The organism is Serratia sp. NA_13 (assembly GCF_052691735.1).
Genome location: NZ_JBQZFV010000005.1, coordinates 65,623 through 81,073, shown reverse-complemented (window position 1 = coordinate 81,073; position 15,451 = coordinate 65,623). Strand labels below are relative to the sequence as shown.

The 15,451-nt window shown below is 51.9% G+C and carries 14 protein-coding genes and 3 pseudogenes; 4 read left to right on the top strand and 13 right to left on the bottom strand.

Going from position 1 to position 15,451, the window contains the following annotated elements; all coding sequences use genetic code 11:
- Nucleotides 1–80: 80 nt before the first annotated feature.
- The 4 genes from ACUTSU_RS10175 to ACUTSU_RS10160 are packed head-to-tail and all read right to left on the bottom strand — an operon-like array spanning nucleotide 81 to nucleotide 4,978.
- The gene (locus tag ACUTSU_RS10175) at nucleotides 81–1,127 is read right to left on the bottom strand and encodes a fimbrial protein (protein WP_445652133.1); all 1,047 of its coding nucleotides are present in this window, start codon (nucleotides 1,125–1,127) and stop codon (nucleotides 81–83) included.
- A gap of 19 nt (nucleotides 1,128–1,146) precedes the next feature.
- Complete coding sequence (locus ACUTSU_RS10170) at nucleotides 1,147–3,639, bottom strand: fimbria/pilus outer membrane usher protein (protein WP_445652134.1); 2,493 nt, start codon at nucleotides 3,637–3,639, stop codon at nucleotides 1,147–1,149.
- Between the two features lie 14 nt (nucleotides 3,640–3,653).
- Complete coding sequence (locus tag ACUTSU_RS10165) at nucleotides 3,654–4,349, bottom strand: fimbrial biogenesis chaperone (protein ID WP_445652153.1); 696 nt, start codon at nucleotides 4,347–4,349, stop codon at nucleotides 3,654–3,656.
- A gap of 50 nt (nucleotides 4,350–4,399) precedes the next feature.
- Nucleotides 4,400–4,978 carry a fimbrial protein gene (locus ACUTSU_RS10160; RefSeq protein ID WP_445652135.1) on the bottom strand — a complete coding sequence of 193 codons (579 nt, stop codon included), beginning with the start codon at nucleotides 4,976–4,978 and terminating at the stop codon, nucleotides 4,400–4,402.
- Between the two features lie 637 nt (nucleotides 4,979–5,615).
- On the opposite strand from ACUTSU_RS10160, the gene ACUTSU_RS10155 reads away from it, so the two are divergent.
- Together ACUTSU_RS10155 and ACUTSU_RS10150 are read left to right on the top strand one after the other, a co-directional pair.
- The gene (locus tag ACUTSU_RS10155) at nucleotides 5,616–6,290 is read left to right on the top strand and encodes a helix-turn-helix transcriptional regulator (RefSeq protein ID WP_445652136.1); all 675 of its coding nucleotides are present in this window, start codon (nucleotides 5,616–5,618) and stop codon (nucleotides 6,288–6,290) included.
- 166 nt (nucleotides 6,291–6,456) lie between these two features.
- Nucleotides 6,457–6,528 (top strand): annotated as a pseudogene (locus tag ACUTSU_RS10150) (hypothetical protein); the annotation flags it as partial.
- 20 nt (nucleotides 6,529–6,548) lie between these two features.
- Here ACUTSU_RS10150 and ACUTSU_RS10145 read toward each other — a convergent pair.
- The 4 genes and pseudogenes from ACUTSU_RS10145 to ssb1 form a co-directional block, all read right to left on the bottom strand.
- Nucleotides 6,549–6,865: pseudogene (locus ACUTSU_RS10145) on the bottom strand (transposase); the annotation flags it as partial.
- Between the two features lie 313 nt (nucleotides 6,866–7,178).
- Entirely contained in the window at nucleotides 7,179–7,361 is a 183-nt protein-coding gene (locus tag ACUTSU_RS10140; RefSeq protein WP_445652137.1) for a transposase, read from the bottom strand.
- Between the two features lie 25 nt (nucleotides 7,362–7,386).
- Nucleotides 7,387–7,965 carry a hypothetical protein gene (locus ACUTSU_RS10135; RefSeq protein WP_445654106.1) on the bottom strand — a complete coding sequence of 193 codons (579 nt, stop codon included), beginning with the start codon at nucleotides 7,963–7,965 and terminating at the stop codon, nucleotides 7,387–7,389.
- 212 nt (nucleotides 7,966–8,177) lie between these two features.
- Nucleotides 8,178–8,714: a single-stranded DNA-binding protein SSB1 gene (gene ssb1 / locus ACUTSU_RS10130; RefSeq protein WP_017894189.1), complete on the bottom strand. Its 537-nt coding sequence runs from the start codon at nucleotides 8,712–8,714 to the stop codon at nucleotides 8,178–8,180.
- Between the two features lie 277 nt (nucleotides 8,715–8,991).
- On the opposite strand from ssb1, the gene uvrA reads away from it, so the two are divergent.
- The gene (gene uvrA / locus ACUTSU_RS10125; RefSeq protein ID WP_445652139.1) at nucleotides 8,992–11,823 is read left to right on the top strand and encodes an excinuclease ABC subunit UvrA; all 2,832 of its coding nucleotides are present in this window, start codon (nucleotides 8,992–8,994) and stop codon (nucleotides 11,821–11,823) included.
- A 12-nt stretch (nucleotides 11,824–11,835) separates the two neighbouring features.
- Nucleotides 11,836–11,979: pseudogene (locus ACUTSU_RS10120) on the top strand (zinc-binding dehydrogenase); the annotation flags it as partial.
- Nucleotides 11,980–11,998: 19 nt separating this feature from the next.
- On the opposite strand, the gene maa reads toward ACUTSU_RS10120, so the two are convergent.
- The 5 genes from maa to ACUTSU_RS10095 form a co-directional block, all read right to left on the bottom strand.
- Complete coding sequence (maa, locus tag ACUTSU_RS10115) at nucleotides 11,999–12,556, bottom strand: maltose O-acetyltransferase (protein ID WP_445652140.1); 558 nt, start codon at nucleotides 12,554–12,556, stop codon at nucleotides 11,999–12,001.
- A 163-nt stretch (nucleotides 12,557–12,719) separates the two neighbouring features.
- Nucleotides 12,720–13,073 (bottom strand): MmcQ/YjbR family DNA-binding protein, encoded by a 354-nt coding sequence (locus ACUTSU_RS10110; RefSeq protein ID WP_135318239.1) that lies wholly within the window; start codon nucleotides 13,071–13,073, stop codon nucleotides 12,720–12,722.
- A gap of 4 nt (nucleotides 13,074–13,077) precedes the next feature.
- A complete protein-coding gene (locus tag ACUTSU_RS10105) occupies nucleotides 13,078–13,494 on the bottom strand; it encodes a secondary thiamine-phosphate synthase enzyme YjbQ (RefSeq protein WP_017894193.1) in 417 nt (138 codons plus the stop codon).
- Nucleotides 13,495–13,616: 122 nt separating this feature from the next.
- Nucleotides 13,617–14,810 carry an amino acid aminotransferase gene (locus tag ACUTSU_RS10100; RefSeq protein WP_445652142.1) on the bottom strand — a complete coding sequence of 398 codons (1,194 nt, stop codon included), beginning with the start codon at nucleotides 14,808–14,810 and terminating at the stop codon, nucleotides 13,617–13,619.
- Nucleotides 14,811–14,891: 81 nt separating this feature from the next.
- Nucleotides 14,892–15,359, bottom strand: coding sequence for an Lrp/AsnC family transcriptional regulator (locus tag ACUTSU_RS10095; protein WP_012147140.1), 468 nt, complete (start codon nucleotides 15,357–15,359; stop codon nucleotides 14,892–14,894).
- Between the last annotated feature and the right edge of the window lie 92 nt (nucleotides 15,360–15,451).

Below are 15,451 nucleotides of genomic sequence, written 5' to 3'. Positions count from 1 at the left end.
GGGAATGGCCAACGACCCAGTTGTATCAATGGGTCGCTGGCGTTGTAGATCGTGAGTCGCTTATCGAGCAGGGCTGATGCTCACTGATAAACGATGTTCAGCGTGGCGGTTGCCCTTATCTCGCCGCTGGTAAGTTGAGCGGGGTTGTAAGGGAAGTAGTAGGCGCCCATGCCAACCGAGAAATTGCTATTAACCACAGTATCTGTAGCGGCACTGAAAATGGAGGTAGCACTTCCCCGGTTTAAGGTGGAGGTGGAAAAGACAACCGGTGCGTTGGGAGTCTCGCGTTTGGCTACCTTAATACCGACACCTTTCGCCGAGCCCGGCGTGCTGTCCATCAATACGCTGTTGTCGGATGGAAGCAGGTTATTGCTGGATAAAAACATGTCGATTGCACGGTCGGTGCTGCCGTTACTTTGCAAGTTTTCACAACTGAAATTCAGCGTAAAGGGTGTATAGCCCGGCTGAGGGTTTTGTTTGAGTTGAGCGATACCGGTCTTTGGCAAATTAACCATCAAGCCAGCGTTATTAAAACTGCAGGTGGTCATTTTAGGCGCATACGTAATTGTTATTGCCTGGCGAAACATATCACTTTGATCATATGTCCAACCTCGAAAAAATTTACCCGCCCAGACTAAATATTTCCAAGCTGTAGCCCACATACTTAAACCGGTAGCGTCTGATACGATCACGGCCTCTGTATAATTAGCGGTGTTGCCGGGAACTTTATCGGTATTTTTTCCAGCGGTGACTAATGTATATGTAATGGTTGCTGGAGTGTTCAATATGCTAGGTGCGTACTCACCACTCTTAATAGAGTCAGAATATTCTTTTACGCTGATATCGATTTTTATCCAGTGTTTTCCATTTTCGAAGCCAATATCTCCTGTTTTTTTAAAGTAGTATCTAAACTTATTTCCGTATGAGTTGCACGTAAACGTTGGGTTTGCAGGAAAGTTTAAAAAGGTTTGCTGTGTCCATGTTTTGTTTCGCTCATTTAGCTTGTCAGATAGATCTACTGAGATGTTCGGAAGGTCTAATAGGACAGTGTTGGGGCCTGAGCACTTTGCAAGGGCAGAGTTGGCATACAAACCAAAAACAATTGTGATAATAAAAAGTTTATACATGGCAATTGAGGGTCTCATGTTATTTGCAAATATGCGCAGATGTACTTGTGGTTATTTCAGGGCTTCGAATGATGCAGTTGCCGTTACTCATTCGAACCTCAAGTTGCTCTGGTTTTTCTTCGGTTTTTATATACAGGGCACTGGCCTGACCAACAAAGCCGACAGACCTGCCTGTTTTATCCAATACCTCAGCACCAAATGGAAGAGGGGCTCCATCGGTCTTGCGCGCCTGTATGATGTAAGACTGGCGTTGGTCAGTCTCAAATTTTACATGGTTGACCGTGCCGGCAAAGGGCACTGCGTTGGCGATGTTTCCGACAATCTCTGCGCCGGAACTATTGCCCGTATCGGACAACGTCACTGAGTTAAGCCGATAAGGCGTGGCGTACGGGACTAGCGCCAAGCCATCTTCGTTGGTGACGATGCTTTGATCACCATTGACCATCAGCCCTTTGGCCTTGGGGGCCTCGACGACCATCATGGTGCTGCCGACTTCATTGGAGGCCAATATATGCCCAGGAATCATCACGACACTGCCTCGAGCACCGAGGCCGGTTTGCCGATAATCGGACGACTCACCATAAGAGGCACCTACTGTTGAGACATTACTGCGGTAGGAGGTATTGACGCTGGCGGTGTTATTCCCTCCATTTTGATTGCTGGCAGCTACGGTGTAACTCAGGCGGTTCGATTCCAGTACATTGCCACTTACGCTAACGTTACTTTGCTGATAGCGCGAGTCCACCAGTGACGCGCCACTGTTGAGATACGCCCTGTTGCCGGCGATATCAAAGGGCATTGTCATTGAGAGATAGAAGCGCGTCTCTTCGTCACGGTTGGAGTTTCTGACGTGGTTGGCAGAGAGGCTGTAGGTAACCTGCCCCACAGCGTTTGTGTAGCCAAATTGATACTCACGACTTTTTGTGTTATTTGTCCAATAGTCGCGTTGTGTTCCGGAAAAAAACACGGTGCCCCAGTTGTCTTTCAAGCGTTGGTTCAGACTTAAATTGAAGGTGTTGCGTGGGCGTGCGCTGCGTAAGGCGTCCCAGGTATTCAAGTCGAGGACCGGAGCATTATCTTCGTCAAGTGTGTTTCGATAGTCGTTGATTTGTCTTTCGAGTTCACGGTATCCCTGCTGGGAATAAATGGCATCGCTGAAGCTGTAGTAGTCTTCGGTAGAATAACGATACGCTGCCAAGGTAAAGTTGGTGGCCGTTGTATCCAGGAATTTACTGTAGGACACGCGCACACTTTGCCCGCTTTTGCTTTGGTTCTTTAACTGAGTATTCGACTGGGTCACGTCAACAGAGACTGCACCTATCGGCAGGTTTAAGCCGCTACCGACAAGATAGGCGCGGTAGTCATTACTGAGGGTTGTGCCTGCGTATCCGGTTAACAGATTGTTGAACCCATACTGCAACGTACCCTGCATAAAACCAGGGTTATAGTCGGTATTGGTCTGATTTACTTTACCGGCCACCAGGCTGTACTTACTGATCCCTTCCTTGAGCATATTAGGCACGGCAGAAAACGGCACGTTGAACGACTGCTCGCGACCATCGGCCTCGCGCACCACCACCGTCAGGTCGCCAGCGGACCCGGTGGGCTGGATATTGTCGAAGGTAAAGGCGCCAGGCGGTACGCTCTCCTGATAAACCACGGTGCCGTTCTGTATAACTTTTACCAAGGCATTGGTTTGTGCGACGCCACGTACAATGGGCGAAAACCCTTGCTTGGAGTTGGGCAGCATATTGATGTCGGACGTCAACGACACACCGCGAACTCTGATCGAGTCAAAGAGATCACCTGCTGAGTAGAAATCACCGAGCTTGAAGTTGGACGTGATAGAAGCAATGTTCTTCTGAAGATAGCGTGTGTTGTTTTGATACTGAAAGTTTTTCGAGGAGCTTTTTCTTAACGAACTACTTTCTCGGAACTGCCAGCCAGAAAAGTTAATTCCAAAATCTAGGCCAGAATACAACTCGTCATTGGATGAGCCGCCATTTTTCGATTGTATGCTGTAATGCATGGCGTTGTAGCCAAATAAAAATGCAGGTACACCATGATCCCAGAATTTCGGGTCGACATAACCGGCTTCCGAACGATTCACATAAGACTGGGGCACAGTCAGCTTCAGGCTCAGGGTACTGATATCTAAAAGAAAAGAACCTCCTTGAACCAATTGGCTGATTTGTAGACTGTCCGTGCCTGGCGGCACAGCCAAGCCACTCATGTTAATCCCAAGAAGTGCGCTATCTTCATAGCTGATCTTGATATCGTCTTTTATGTCGCCAAACACTAATGAATAACGACCTTTCCAGGTGTTATTGACATAAATGTCAATATCTTGCTTGCCCATCGGTATCTCGAAGTTTGCATAAAAACGTGAAAGATCGGATTCCCGGGACTTGCCGGCCATCAACGAGGTGTCAAAGGTTTCAGCATAGGCTTTTGCCAGTAGAAACAGCGAGGACACCGTGAGGACTTTAATAAGAATTTTGTGCTGTTTCATTCTGGATCTTCACCTTAGTGCGATGTGACAGTTTTAGTTTTATAAGCACCCAAATCATCGATATACATCATGGTGTAGGCTGTATTTTTATTAGTGGACTCTTTGCTCTCGACGAATTCAGAGGAAAAAGGAGCGACCATGACGGAGTCAACGAGCAGGTGTTTTTTGTCGTGTTGGTCAACGTTGGCAAGCGTGAAGAAGTACGCACTTTTATTGATCACGTTAAAACCTTTCGCGACCGCTTGCAGTTCGATTTTTTCAACGCTGCTACTGGCCTTTTCCTTTAGTCCGACCGGGCGATATAACATTTTTATGCGAGACTTGATCGCCAGCTGCAGTGTGTTTGCCCCCTGTAAGTTTTCTGGGGTTGGAGGGATATCCAGCACGTTTAAAAAGAAAACAGACTCCCGATCCGCAACGAGTGGAGCGCGGGTTTTTGTAATTCTGAGTTGTTGACCACTGTCTCCGGAAATTTTGACAACCGGCGGTGACAGGAGGAACGGTACATTGGCTGTTTCCGGCGTGGAATTGATGTCGCCATCATCTATCCATGCTTGCACCAAGGACGAGTCACTTCCGTTATTAATTAGTTGAACTATCACATCTTTGTTTGCCTCAGGATAAATTACACGAGTGCCATTGATGACAATATTGGCTTGTGCAGACACAGAGCTAAGTAGTAAGCCCGCTAACAGTAGTTGCTTTATCATGACGTCTTCCAGAACCAGGCCCATAGGATGAGCCTGGTACACAGGTTGTATTACAAGTAGGAAATGGTGTAGGTCAGGTTGGAGCTAAGAGCACCAACTTTGGCGGAGGCGGTATTGGTTTTGTAGTAGTACGCATCCAGTACGAGTGTTTCAGGTGTTGCACCCGCCCCGCTGATGCCAGTGTCGAGCGGCACGTTCAATTGGATTGGTGCGGTGGAGCCTGGCTTCGCCAACGAGAAACCGACGTTTTTGGAAACAGCGGCATCACTTTCGTTGACTGTGTTGTTCAGCAAAAACTTACCATCGGTGGAAATGTTGTCAGCGGACGAGAAATACATTTTCAACGGAGTACCAGCGGTTCCTGCGGCCGGGGTGCAACCCGAGAAGCTCAACGAAAACGATTTTTTGTTTTTGGTCAACGGGCCAACAGTGGTGCCGGCGTCAACAACAGAAATAGGCGGTAGAGCAACAGTGAAGTCTGCACTTTTACCGCCATTGATAGTGCAAGTAGTGTCGGTAATCGCGCCACTGAAGGAAATAACACCACCGGCAGCATTATCGGCAGCCATTACGTTTGCAGAGGTCAGTGCGGCGGTCAGTGCTACCAGGGAGAAAGCGTGCTTGATCATAAAAATTCCATTGCTTATTTAAGGTGCGTACTCGTTTTTACCTTGCAAGACAAGTGAGTCTTTGCAGAGTAAAAGCCAACTTCGATGAGCACTAACGTTGCGTAGTGGTTATAAGGTGCAGATCGAATTGGGCATAGTTTGTCTTGGGGGGCGGAAGGATTGTGTAGTCCCGTTCCCACTGCAATGTAGGAAATTTCCGACGACAAAAACATTGGAAGAGCCCGCACAGAGCACTCGGAAATTTCCTACATTGCAGTGGGAAATTTCTAGGGTTTTATACGCAGAAGGATAGCGATAATAAGGCATCCAGCTAGATAGTGATAAAACACTCAGTTGCGCATTTAAATAGGAAGTGAAGATGCTTCTAGCTTTAACCAGTGTGTAATACGTCATATTTAGGGGAAAGGATGTGTCTTATATAGACACTTGTGAGTAAGGAGGATCGAAAATTTAAGTTTACAGTATCCCGGAGAGCCATTCATGCAAGTGCTGCAATTACGCGTTCTGGTCTTGAACGACAATTTTTTTCAACGAACAATCTCCGTCAATATGTTACGGCAATTGGGTTGTGAGTCGGTGTTCAGTGCATCATCTGCCCCGGATGCGCTGCACACCCTGCAAAGGGTAGGGCCAGTAGATGTTGAGTTGTGCGATCTGCGCATTGTTTAAGTCAGTTACGAGAAAAATTGCCATCTTCAGTCGTTGTAATTTTACCCTTCACGGGATGTCTTGCATTGCACATGAAAGTGAATATTTAACGTTTTTATTTAAAACAAATAATTTTTTAACGCGGCATTCAAACTTTAACAGCCATATTGAGTTTGATGATGTATTTGTACACGTGCAATCAGGTGTGAGCGAGGAGCTAAGATTAATACAGCGTTTTATAACATCGCGCTCGCCGCCACGAGTCTTTATCTTGGTGGACAATGCACATGCACCCACTCTGAAATTTCTGTGCGCTATGGGGGTAATTTCTATTGTTTCACTGCATGATTCATTGAGCAATATTGGCAAGCTCCTGCAAAAGTCTTCAGAGACTCATTATATGAGTCCGGACTTACGTGCGGTGATCAAGGCTGTTCAACCAGCACCAGCCAAGGTTTCGAAATGGGACGCGTTCGATGGTGTTCAGTATTTAACACTTACGGAAACGGAAATCATGCTGGATTTACTTCAGGGCATATTACCTTGGCAGGTAGCGAGAAAACGGTTTATCTCAGTCAAAACCGTCAGTACACACAAGCTTAATGCACTGAAAAAAATGGAGCTCCGAGGTCTCAATGAATTTTTTATCCCGCCTCGCCGTTAAATAACGCGAGGTCGCTAACCGCGGATGAGGATGTTCCTCACCGCAGCTGCCGGTCAAGAATGTTCTGCCGGTTTTATCCATAAACCCACATGAAAGGGAAATATCATGATGATATGTAGTCAAGAAAACCGCCTGCGCACTTGCTGTGCTGGCTACCACCGCCGTCATGGCCGAGAGCATTGATGTGAAAGTCATCGGTACCATCACCCCAAAGGCCTGCAAACCAACGCTGACCGGGGGCGGAACCATTGATTACGGCACCATTCCTCCTGCCTCTTTATTTCGCTCATCAGCACGGCAGCCTGCTTTAGTATTTCTTTTTCCATCTCAAGACGCTTTATCTGTGCTTTAAGCTGCTGAATTTCGCGTTGTTCAGGTGTGATAGCATTGCCAGCTGGCTCAATTCCCTGAATTTCCTGCTTATACAGCCGTATCCATTTGCGCAGATGATCAGGATTGAGTTCGAGTGCCTGCGCGACTTCCCGTACATCTCGCTGGTATTTAACAACCTGCTCGATAGCTTCGAGCTTGAACTCCGGGGAAAAGGTGCGTTTAGTCCGACGAGTTTTGATCATGCATCACCTCATTTTCACTGTTTTAACATTAACAGGATTTCGAGGTGTCCTGAATGACTGATCCACTACACTCGGGATCGATTATATAGAGGTTCAGCCAGAGGATACCTCGATTGTTCGGGCGGTGCAGAAGCGCTACTCCATCTTAGACATTCATTTGATCTTCGAACGGCTTCAGGCGCTGGCAGAGAATCAAGCCAGATATCAATAGCGACCGCTCCGGCGTTCGAACGCGCCGTGCTGGCGCAGCTACGCAATCTCATCCAGGACGTATAGGAAACCGACGACTACTCTGCCGTCTGTGCGCTAGCTGTCATTGCCTAGTGCCAAGCATCGTGGATCCGGTGCGCTCTTTGCGCACCTGCTCGACCCAGCGGCGCAAAGCCGTAGGGCCGATATCCAAACTGGCGCAAATTTCGGGAACAGGCAGGTTTTGATCAAGCACCATGCTTACGGCATTGAGTTTGAACTCGCTGGAATAGGACTTTCGCATCATCTGCACACCTCAGGTTTGGGCACCATCATAGCGCCCTATTGATGTGTCCAAATTCATTAGGCCAGTTCACCCGTAGGCCTTTAGTAATAGATTTATTCTGGGGAGGATTACTGATTTCTTGATCGCTGAGAACTTTATCGACATGCTCTTTGTGCGCTTGAACTCTGAGAAGCGCTGGATCTCCAGACGCCATCGCCCCCATCTTGAATCGGAAACACCAACCCATAAATTGCCGCACAGTGATCAAGCGCATTTTATATGTCAGAGGAGACACAGCTACTTTCTTGCCCTGTTTTATAGAAATGCCCCCCGCTTGCAAGACCGGGACCTTCACCGCTATGCGTAGGTGCTCACAGAGACTTCCCGCTAATTCAGCCTCGGTAAACATGCGGTCACCAGCCATACATGCACCAAAATCAATGCGGAGGGAATCCAGCCAAGCAAATAGAATCGCCAACTCCCTGAGATTTCTCGTGAGAGTGTTAGGGCTTAGACCTCGCCTTTGCAAGACCCACTCATTTGCAAGCGGAATCGGCAGGCCATCATCGTCAAGGAGGATTGGCAGGTTCCACCCGGAAGGATGTCGTACCATTTTCACATCCATAGCACACTCCTCCTTTACGTTTAGTTATGTAGACTTTTATCTCTACACTCCTTTCTTGTGTAGTTAAATTATTGATAGCTTTACATAGGCCCAAAAAAAACCCTCTTAGCTTTACAGCAAAGAGGGCTTTGGCTTACTCACGCAAGGCAGTGAATTAGGCACTTAAAGCCGCCGGGCCAATCAATCACCTTTACGTTTTAATTTTATGTAGGTTAGAAAGGAATGTCGTCGTCGAAGTCCATTGGCGGTTCGTTGCTGCTGGCTGCTGGCGCATTGTTTTGCGCTGGGCGAGCCTGCTGGCCACCGCTGAACTGGTTGCCGCCTTGCGGCTGTTGAGGCTGACCCCAACCGCCCTGGCCGCCGGAAGCCTGGCCACCGCCTGCAGGTGCGCCGCCGCCTTGACGGCCGCCCAGCATCTGCATGGTGCCGCCCACGTTCACAACAATCTCAGTGGTGTATTTTTCTACGCCAGCCTGATCGGTCCATTTACGGGTTTGCAGAGCGCCCTCGATATACACCTGGGAACCTTTACGCAGATATTCGCCCGCCACTTCAGCCAGCTTGCCGAACAACACAACGCGGTGCCACTCGGTCTTTTCTTTCTGCTCGCCAGTCGCCTTGTCACGCCAGCTTTCGGAGGTCGCCAGGGTAATGTTGGCCACTGCGCCGCCATTCGGCATGTAACGGACTTCTGGGTCTTGGCCCAGATTCCCGACCAGAATTACTTTGTTTACGCCTCTGCTGGCCATGAGAACTCTCCTGAAGATTGATTTTTACACAGTATAAACGAGTAAGTTTAACACGCTCAGCCCGAAACGACACCCGTGTTGATAACTGCGTATTGTATTCCAGAATTGTCGTTTCGATCGACCTTGTTGCATTCGTATACTGGATATTCATTCAGGTTTTTTTGTGTCATAATTATGCGTTTCGTACTGGCTGTGCCGGTTTTTTGCGCGTTCGATCACAAAATCGTCCGTAAATCACCCAGACAGGCGCGGTGTATCATCAAGACGGGAAGTGTAAATGGACAATATCGAAGTTCGTGGTGCTCGAACCCATAATCTCAAAAACATCAACCTGATTATCCCGCGTGACAAGCTGATCGTCGTCACCGGTTTGTCCGGTTCAGGCAAGTCCTCGCTGGCCTTTGATACTCTGTATGCCGAAGGGCAGCGTCGCTACGTCGAATCGCTCTCCGCCTATGCACGCCAGTTCCTATCGCTGATGGAAAAACCGGACGTCGACCACATTGAAGGCCTGTCACCGGCGATCTCCATCGAGCAAAAATCGACCTCACATAACCCGCGATCTACGGTCGGCACCATCACCGAGATCCACGATTACCTGCGCCTGTTGTTTGCCCGCGTCGGCGAACCGCGCTGCCCGGAGCATCATGTCCCGCTGGCGGCGCAAACCGTCAGCCAAATGGTGGACAACGTGCTCAACCAGCCGGAAGGCAAACGCCTGATGCTGCTGGCTCCGGTGGTAAAAGACCGCAAGGGCGAGCACACCAAAACGCTGGAAAACCTAGCCACCCAGGGCTATATCCGTGCGCGTATCGACGGTGAAGTCTGCGATCTTTCCGATCCGCCAAAGTTGGAGCTGCAGAAAAAACACACCATCGAAGTGGTGGTCGATCGCTTCAAGGTGCGTGACGATATGTCGCAGCGTCTGGCGGAATCGTTCGAGACCGCGCTGGAGCTGTCTGGCGGCACGGCCGTCGTCGCCGACATGGACGACGAGAAAGCCGATGAGTTGCTGTTCTCAGCCAACTTCGCCTGCCCAATCTGCGGCTACAGCATGCGCGAACTGGAACCGCGGCTGTTCTCGTTCAATAACCCGGCCGGCGCCTGCCCGACTTGTGACGGCCTGGGCGTACAGCAGTTCTTCGATCCTGAACGTGTGGTACAGAATCCTGAGCTTTCGCTGGCCGGCGGTGCGATCCGCGGCTGGGATCGCCGTAACTTCTATTACTTCCAGATGCTGCGTTCATTGTCGGAGCATTACGCGTTCGACGTCGAAGCGCCGTTCAACAGCCTGGATGCCAACGTGCAGAAAGCGGTGCTCAGCGGTTCCGGCAAAGAGACCATCGAATTCAAATACATCAACGATCGCGGTGATACCACCGTGCGCCGCCATCCGTTCGAAGGCGTGCTGCACAATATGGAACGCCGCTATAAAGAAACCGAATCGAGCGCGGTACGCGAAGAGCTTGCCAAGTTTATCAGCAACCGTCCTTGCGCCTCGTGTCACGGCACCCGCCTGCGTGAAGAAGCGCGCAACGTGTTTGTTGAAGACACCACACTGCCGGAAATATCCGATCTGAGCATCGGCCACGCCATGAGCTTCTTCCAGAACATGAAGCTCAGCGGCCAACGCGCCCAGATTGCCGAGAAAGTGCTGAAAGAAATTGGCGATCGCCTGAAATTCCTGGTGAATGTCGGCCTGAACTACCTGTCGCTGTCGCGCTCGGCGGAAACCCTGTCCGGCGGTGAAGCACAGCGTATCCGTCTGGCCAGCCAGATTGGCGCCGGTTTGGTGGGCGTAATGTACGTACTGGACGAGCCGTCAATCGGCCTCCATCAGCGCGACAACGAGCGCCTGCTGGAAACGCTGATCCACCTGCGCAACCTCGGTAACACGGTGATCGTGGTTGAGCATGACGAAGACGCCATCCGCGCCGCCGATCACGTGATCGACATCGGCCCCGGTGCCGGGGTGCACGGTGGTCAAGTGGTGGCAGAAGGTACCGTCGAAGACATCATGGCGCAGCCGGAATCACTGACCGGCCAGTTCCTCAGTGGCAAACGTGAGATTGCCATTCCTGAGCAGCGTGTACCAGCCGATCCGACCAAAGTGCTGAAACTGAGCGGCGCACGCGGCAACAACCTGAAAGACGTAACGCTGACTTTGCCGGTGGGACTTTTCACCTGTATTACCGGGGTTTCCGGCTCGGGCAAGTCAACGCTGATCAACGACACGCTGTTCCCGATCGCCCAGCGCCAGCTCAACGGCGCCACTCTGGCCGAACCGGCACCGTTCCGAGAAGTGACCGGCCTGGAGCATTTCGACAAGGTGATCGACATCGATCAAAGCCCGATCGGTCGTACTCCACGTTCCAACCCGGCGACTTACACCGGTATCTTCACCCCGGTGCGTGAACTGTTCGCTGGCGTGCCTGAGTCGCGTAGCCGTGGCTACAACCCAGGCCGCTTCAGCTTTAACGTCAAAGGCGGCCGCTGCGAAGCCTGTCAGGGCGACGGCGTGATCAAGGTTGAAATGCACTTCCTGCCGGATATCTACGTACCGTGCGACCAGTGCAAAGGCAAACGCTATAACCGTGAAACGCTGGAAGTGAAGTACAAAGGCAAAAGCATTCACGAAGTGCTGGAAATGACCATCGAAGAGGCGCGCGAGTTCTTCGACGCGGTGCCTGCATTGGCACGCAAGCTGCAAACTTTGATGGAAGTGGGCCTGTCGTACATCCGTCTCGGCCAGTCGGCCACCACGCTGTCCGGCGGCGAGGCGCAACGCGTCAAACTGGCACGTGAACTGTCGAAACGCGGCACCGGCCAAACGCTGTATATCCTGGATGAGCCGACCACCGGTCTGCACTTCGCTGATATCCAGCAGTTGTTGGCGGTACTGCATCAGCTGCGCGATCAGGGCAATACCATCGTGGTGATTGAGCACAACCTGGACGTGATTAAAACCGCGGACTGGATCGTCGACCTAGGGCCGGAAGGCGGCAGCGGCGGCGGTGAGATCCTGGTTGCAGGTACGCCGGAAACCGTAGCCAACTGCAAGGCTTCGCATACCGCGCGCTTCCTTAAGCCATTACTGAAGAAGAAGTAATCCTAGCCCGGCGGGCCCGGTAAAAAGGTCGGCACCGTCGGTCTGGGCGGACTGGGGCATATGGCGAGCAAATTGGCCCGGGCGATGGGCGCACATGTGGTGCTGTTCACGACCTCCGAGTCCAAAGTCGAGGACGCCAAACGCCTCGGTGCCCACTGTAGCGCCCGATTTTTTCTCACAGTTGTTTAATCACCCGTGCCGGGTTGCCGCCTACCACGGTGTTGGCGGGTACGTCTTTAGTGACCACCGCCCCGGATGCCACCACCACGTTATCCCCCAGAGTCACGCCAGGGTTAATCACCACCCGACCGCCAATCCACACGTTATCGCCAATGCGCACCGGCTTGCCGAACTCCGCGCCGCCGACGCGGGTTTCCGCATCCAGCGGATGGGTGGCGGTGTAGATATGCACTCCTGGTGCCAGCATGCAGTTATCACCGATATGCACTTCACACACGTCGAGGATCACGCAGTCAAAATTGGCGTAAAAGTTTTTACCCAGGTAGATGTTATAGCCGTAATCGCAGCGAAACGTCGGCTCGATGGTTCCACCCTGATACTGGCCCAATAGCTCCGCCAGCCACTGTTTCCGCAGCTCAGCCTCATCCGGGGAAGAATGGTTGTAATGGTGTACCAACTGACGTGCATGCTTACGCTCGCTGCGCAGTAGCTCGTCACCGGCATCATACAACTCACCGGCAATCATCTTGCGTTTCTGTTCACTCATGGCCATCTCGCGGCATCCTTTGGTCTGGCTGTTTATGGCTCAAAAGCCTAGTCGTTCCCGTGGAACAATGAATCGGGAACGTTCCCAAAATCAAATAGCGATCACAATATGACAGGGAAATGGGGAGATGGATGCTCAAAAAGGCAGGCGGTGTGCCTGCCCTCAACGCTTAAGCGCGCAATTCCTGACGCACGTGTTCAGGCAACCCTTCCAACACCAACTGATAAGAACTGTCGATCAGGGTATAAAACTGCGAATTCGGCAGGTTGCCGTCAAGAAACACCGTATTCCAGTGCGCTTTGTTCAGCCGCTCACAGGCGACGATCTCCGGATGGTGTTCCCGCAGGCTCTCCGCCAGTTCCGGGCTGGATTTTACCGCCAGCGCCGGCCGCCCCTGCACCTCGCACACCATGGCGAACATCACGTCGCCAACCTTGATCTGACTGGCCTGCCACTGGTTCTGGTCGCTCTGTTCCGCGCCCGGCTTCGCCATGCAGTACTCCAGCAGTGCTGTGTTATTCATTGGGTTATTCCCCCTGTAAAGTGGCCACAACTCGGCGTGAACCGCCGTGGATGCGGTGCTCTCCCAGCCAAATTCCCTGCCATGTGCCCAGCATCAGCCGCCCGTGACCGACAGGCAACGTCAGGGACGTGCCCAACAGAGAGGATTTGATGTGTGCCGGCATGTCGTCCGGCCCTTCGTAGTCATGCTGATAGGGTGCGTTCTCTGGCACCTGACGCAGGAAATGCTGTTCCATATCGGCTCGTACCGTAGGATCGCAATTCTCGTTCAGCGTCAGCGAGGCTGAGGTATGTTGCAACAACAGATGCAACAGGCCAGTTTGCAGGCGGTGTAAGTGGGTTAGCTGGTCGGTAATCTCTTCGGTAACCAGATGAAAACCACGCGCTTTTGCGCTGAGGATTAGCGTTTGCTGATGCCACATGAGTGAGCGCCCCTCAATCAGTATATTCTCTATCCAGTTTGCAGCAACTCCGGCGGCAAACCGACAACAAAAAGGGAGCGATATCGCTATCGCTCCCTTGCGAACCTCAAACCCTAACAACATTATTGCACTGCGGCAAACGCCTCGGCCACCTGATGCACGTTATTGTGGTTCAGACCGGCCATGCAGACACGGCCGCTGTGGATCAGGTACACGCCGAACTCTTCACGCAGGCGATCAACCTGTGCCGCGCTGAAACCGGTGTAGCTGAACATGCCGCGCTGCTGCAGCAGGTAATCGAAGTTACGCTGCGGCAGAGCAACTTTCAGCGCTTCCACCAGCGTTTTGCGCATCTCAAGGATGCGGGTGCGCATGGTTTCGACTTCTGCCAGCCACTGGGCTTTCAGTTCGGTCTCGTTCAGCACCTTCGCCACCACCTGCGCACCGAAGTTCGGCGGGCTGGAATAGTTGCGGCGAACCGTAGCCTTCAACTGACCCAATACGCGCCCGGCCGCCTCTTCGCTTTCGCACACCACCGACAGACCGCCGACGCGTTCGCCGTACAGCGAGAAGATTTTCGAGAACGAATTGCTCACCAGGCATGGCAGACCGGCCGCAGCAATAGTGCGGATGGCATAGGCGTCATCGGCAATCCCACCGCCAAAGCCCTGATAAGCGATATCCAGGAACGGGATCAGTTCACGTTCAGCAATCACTTTGACCACTTCATCCCACTGAGCATGGGTCAGGTCAGAGCCGGTCGGGTTATGACAGCACGGGTGCAACAGCGCGATGCTGTGCTTCGGCAGCTGTTTCAATGCGTTCAGCATAGCGTCAAACTTCACGCCCAAGCTTTCGCTGTCGAAGTAGGGGTAGGTATTAACCTTGAAACCGGCACCGCCAAAGATGGCGATGTGGTTTTCCCAGGTCGGGTCGCTGACCCACACCTGCGAATCCGGGAAATAGCTTTTCAGGAAGTCGGCACCGACCTTCAGCGCGCCGGAACCGCCCACGGTTTGAATGGTGGCGATACGCCCCTGTTGCAACATCCTGTGCTCGGTGCCAAACAGCAGGTGCTGAATCGCAGTACGGTAAGGCAGCAGACCTTCCATCGGCAGATACACTGACGCGCCGTGATCCACGCTGCTCAGTTGCGCTTCTGCGGCGGCAACCGCCTTCATCTGCGGGATAATGCCCTGCTCGTCATAGTAAAGGCCGATACTCAGGTTAACCTTGTGCGAACGGGGATCTTTTTTGAATTTTTCCATCAGCGACAGGATCGGGTCACCTGCATAGGCATCAACGTTCTGAAACACGGGTTGTTCTCCTGTATTATTAGGGTTCGGGGGCACAGCACCAGGCTCTAATATAGACGGAAACGGCGTTCGGTTTTAGCTTTATCGCGCAACCGGCAACAAACCGTTTTCCTTGATTCGGTTGAGCACCACCGCCGTTTTGATATGTGCCACGCTTTTATGCCGCGATAGCGTCTGACTGATAAAGTCGTCCAGCGCCGGCAGATCCGCCACCGCCACCTTCAGCAGATAATCAGCATCGCCGGTGGTTTTATAGGCGTCAAGAATGGCGTCAACTTCTTCCAGCATCTGGTGGAAACTGTCGATCTGCTCCTGAGCATGATGTGTCAGGCTCACTTCTATCAGCCCCACCAGCCCCAGCCCGACGGCCTCCGGTGCCAGCCGTGCATGGTAGCCGCGGATCAGCTGTGCCTGCTCCAGACTGATGCGCCGCCGGGAACACTGGGAAGCCGACAACCCCACCAGATCGCTCAGTTCCTGATTGGTCAGACGGCCATTGGCCTGTAACAGCGTCAGGATTTTCATATCAAAATCGTCAATGTTGTACATAGCCACCTGTAAACTGTGTTAATAAATGTTGACGTTACAGCCTATCAGTTTTTTGACTGTGGATACCTTTCCCCCACCGAGGTTGTGAAGCG

What these genes read in the sequence shown, in the direction of transcription:
- maa (WP_445652140.1), bottom strand. Translation starts at nt 12,556, where the DNA reads ATGGCCATGAGTGAACAGAAACGCAAGATGATTGCCGGTGAGTTGTAT.
- ACUTSU_RS10155 (WP_445652136.1), top strand. Translation starts at nt 5,616, where the DNA reads ATGTTGAGTTGTGCGATCTGCGCATTGTTTAAGTCAGTTACGAGAAAA.
- ACUTSU_RS10165 (WP_445652153.1), bottom strand. Translation starts at nt 4,349, where the DNA reads ATGATAAAGCAACTACTGTTAGCGGGCTTACTACTTAGCTCTGTGTCT.
- ACUTSU_RS10140 (WP_445652137.1), bottom strand. Translation starts at nt 7,361, where the DNA reads ATGATGCGAAAGTCCTATTCCAGCGAGTTCAAACTCAATGCCGTAAGC.
- uvrA (WP_445652139.1), top strand. Translation starts at nt 8,992, where the DNA reads ATGGACAATATCGAAGTTCGTGGTGCTCGAACCCATAATCTCAAAAAC.
- ssb1 (WP_017894189.1), bottom strand. Translation starts at nt 8,714, where the DNA reads ATGGCCAGCAGAGGCGTAAACAAAGTAATTCTGGTCGGGAATCTGGGC.
- ACUTSU_RS10095 (WP_012147140.1), bottom strand. Translation starts at nt 15,359, where the DNA reads ATGTACAACATTGACGATTTTGATATGAAAATCCTGACGCTGTTACAG.
- ACUTSU_RS10135 (WP_445654106.1), bottom strand. Translation starts at nt 7,965, where the DNA reads ATGGATGTGAAAATGGTACGACATCCTTCCGGGTGGAACCTGCCAATC.
- ACUTSU_RS10170 (WP_445652134.1), bottom strand. Translation starts at nt 3,639, where the DNA reads ATGAAACAGCACAAAATTCTTATTAAAGTCCTCACGGTGTCCTCGCTG.
- ACUTSU_RS10105 (WP_017894193.1), bottom strand. Translation starts at nt 13,494, where the DNA reads ATGTGGCATCAGCAAACGCTAATCCTCAGCGCAAAAGCGCGTGGTTTT.
- ACUTSU_RS10110 (WP_135318239.1), bottom strand. Translation starts at nt 13,073, where the DNA reads ATGAATAACACAGCACTGCTGGAGTACTGCATGGCGAAGCCGGGCGCG.
- ACUTSU_RS10160 (WP_445652135.1), bottom strand. Translation starts at nt 4,978, where the DNA reads ATGATCAAGCACGCTTTCTCCCTGGTAGCACTGACCGCCGCACTGACC.
- ACUTSU_RS10175 (WP_445652133.1), bottom strand. Translation starts at nt 1,127, where the DNA reads ATGTATAAACTTTTTATTATCACAATTGTTTTTGGTTTGTATGCCAAC.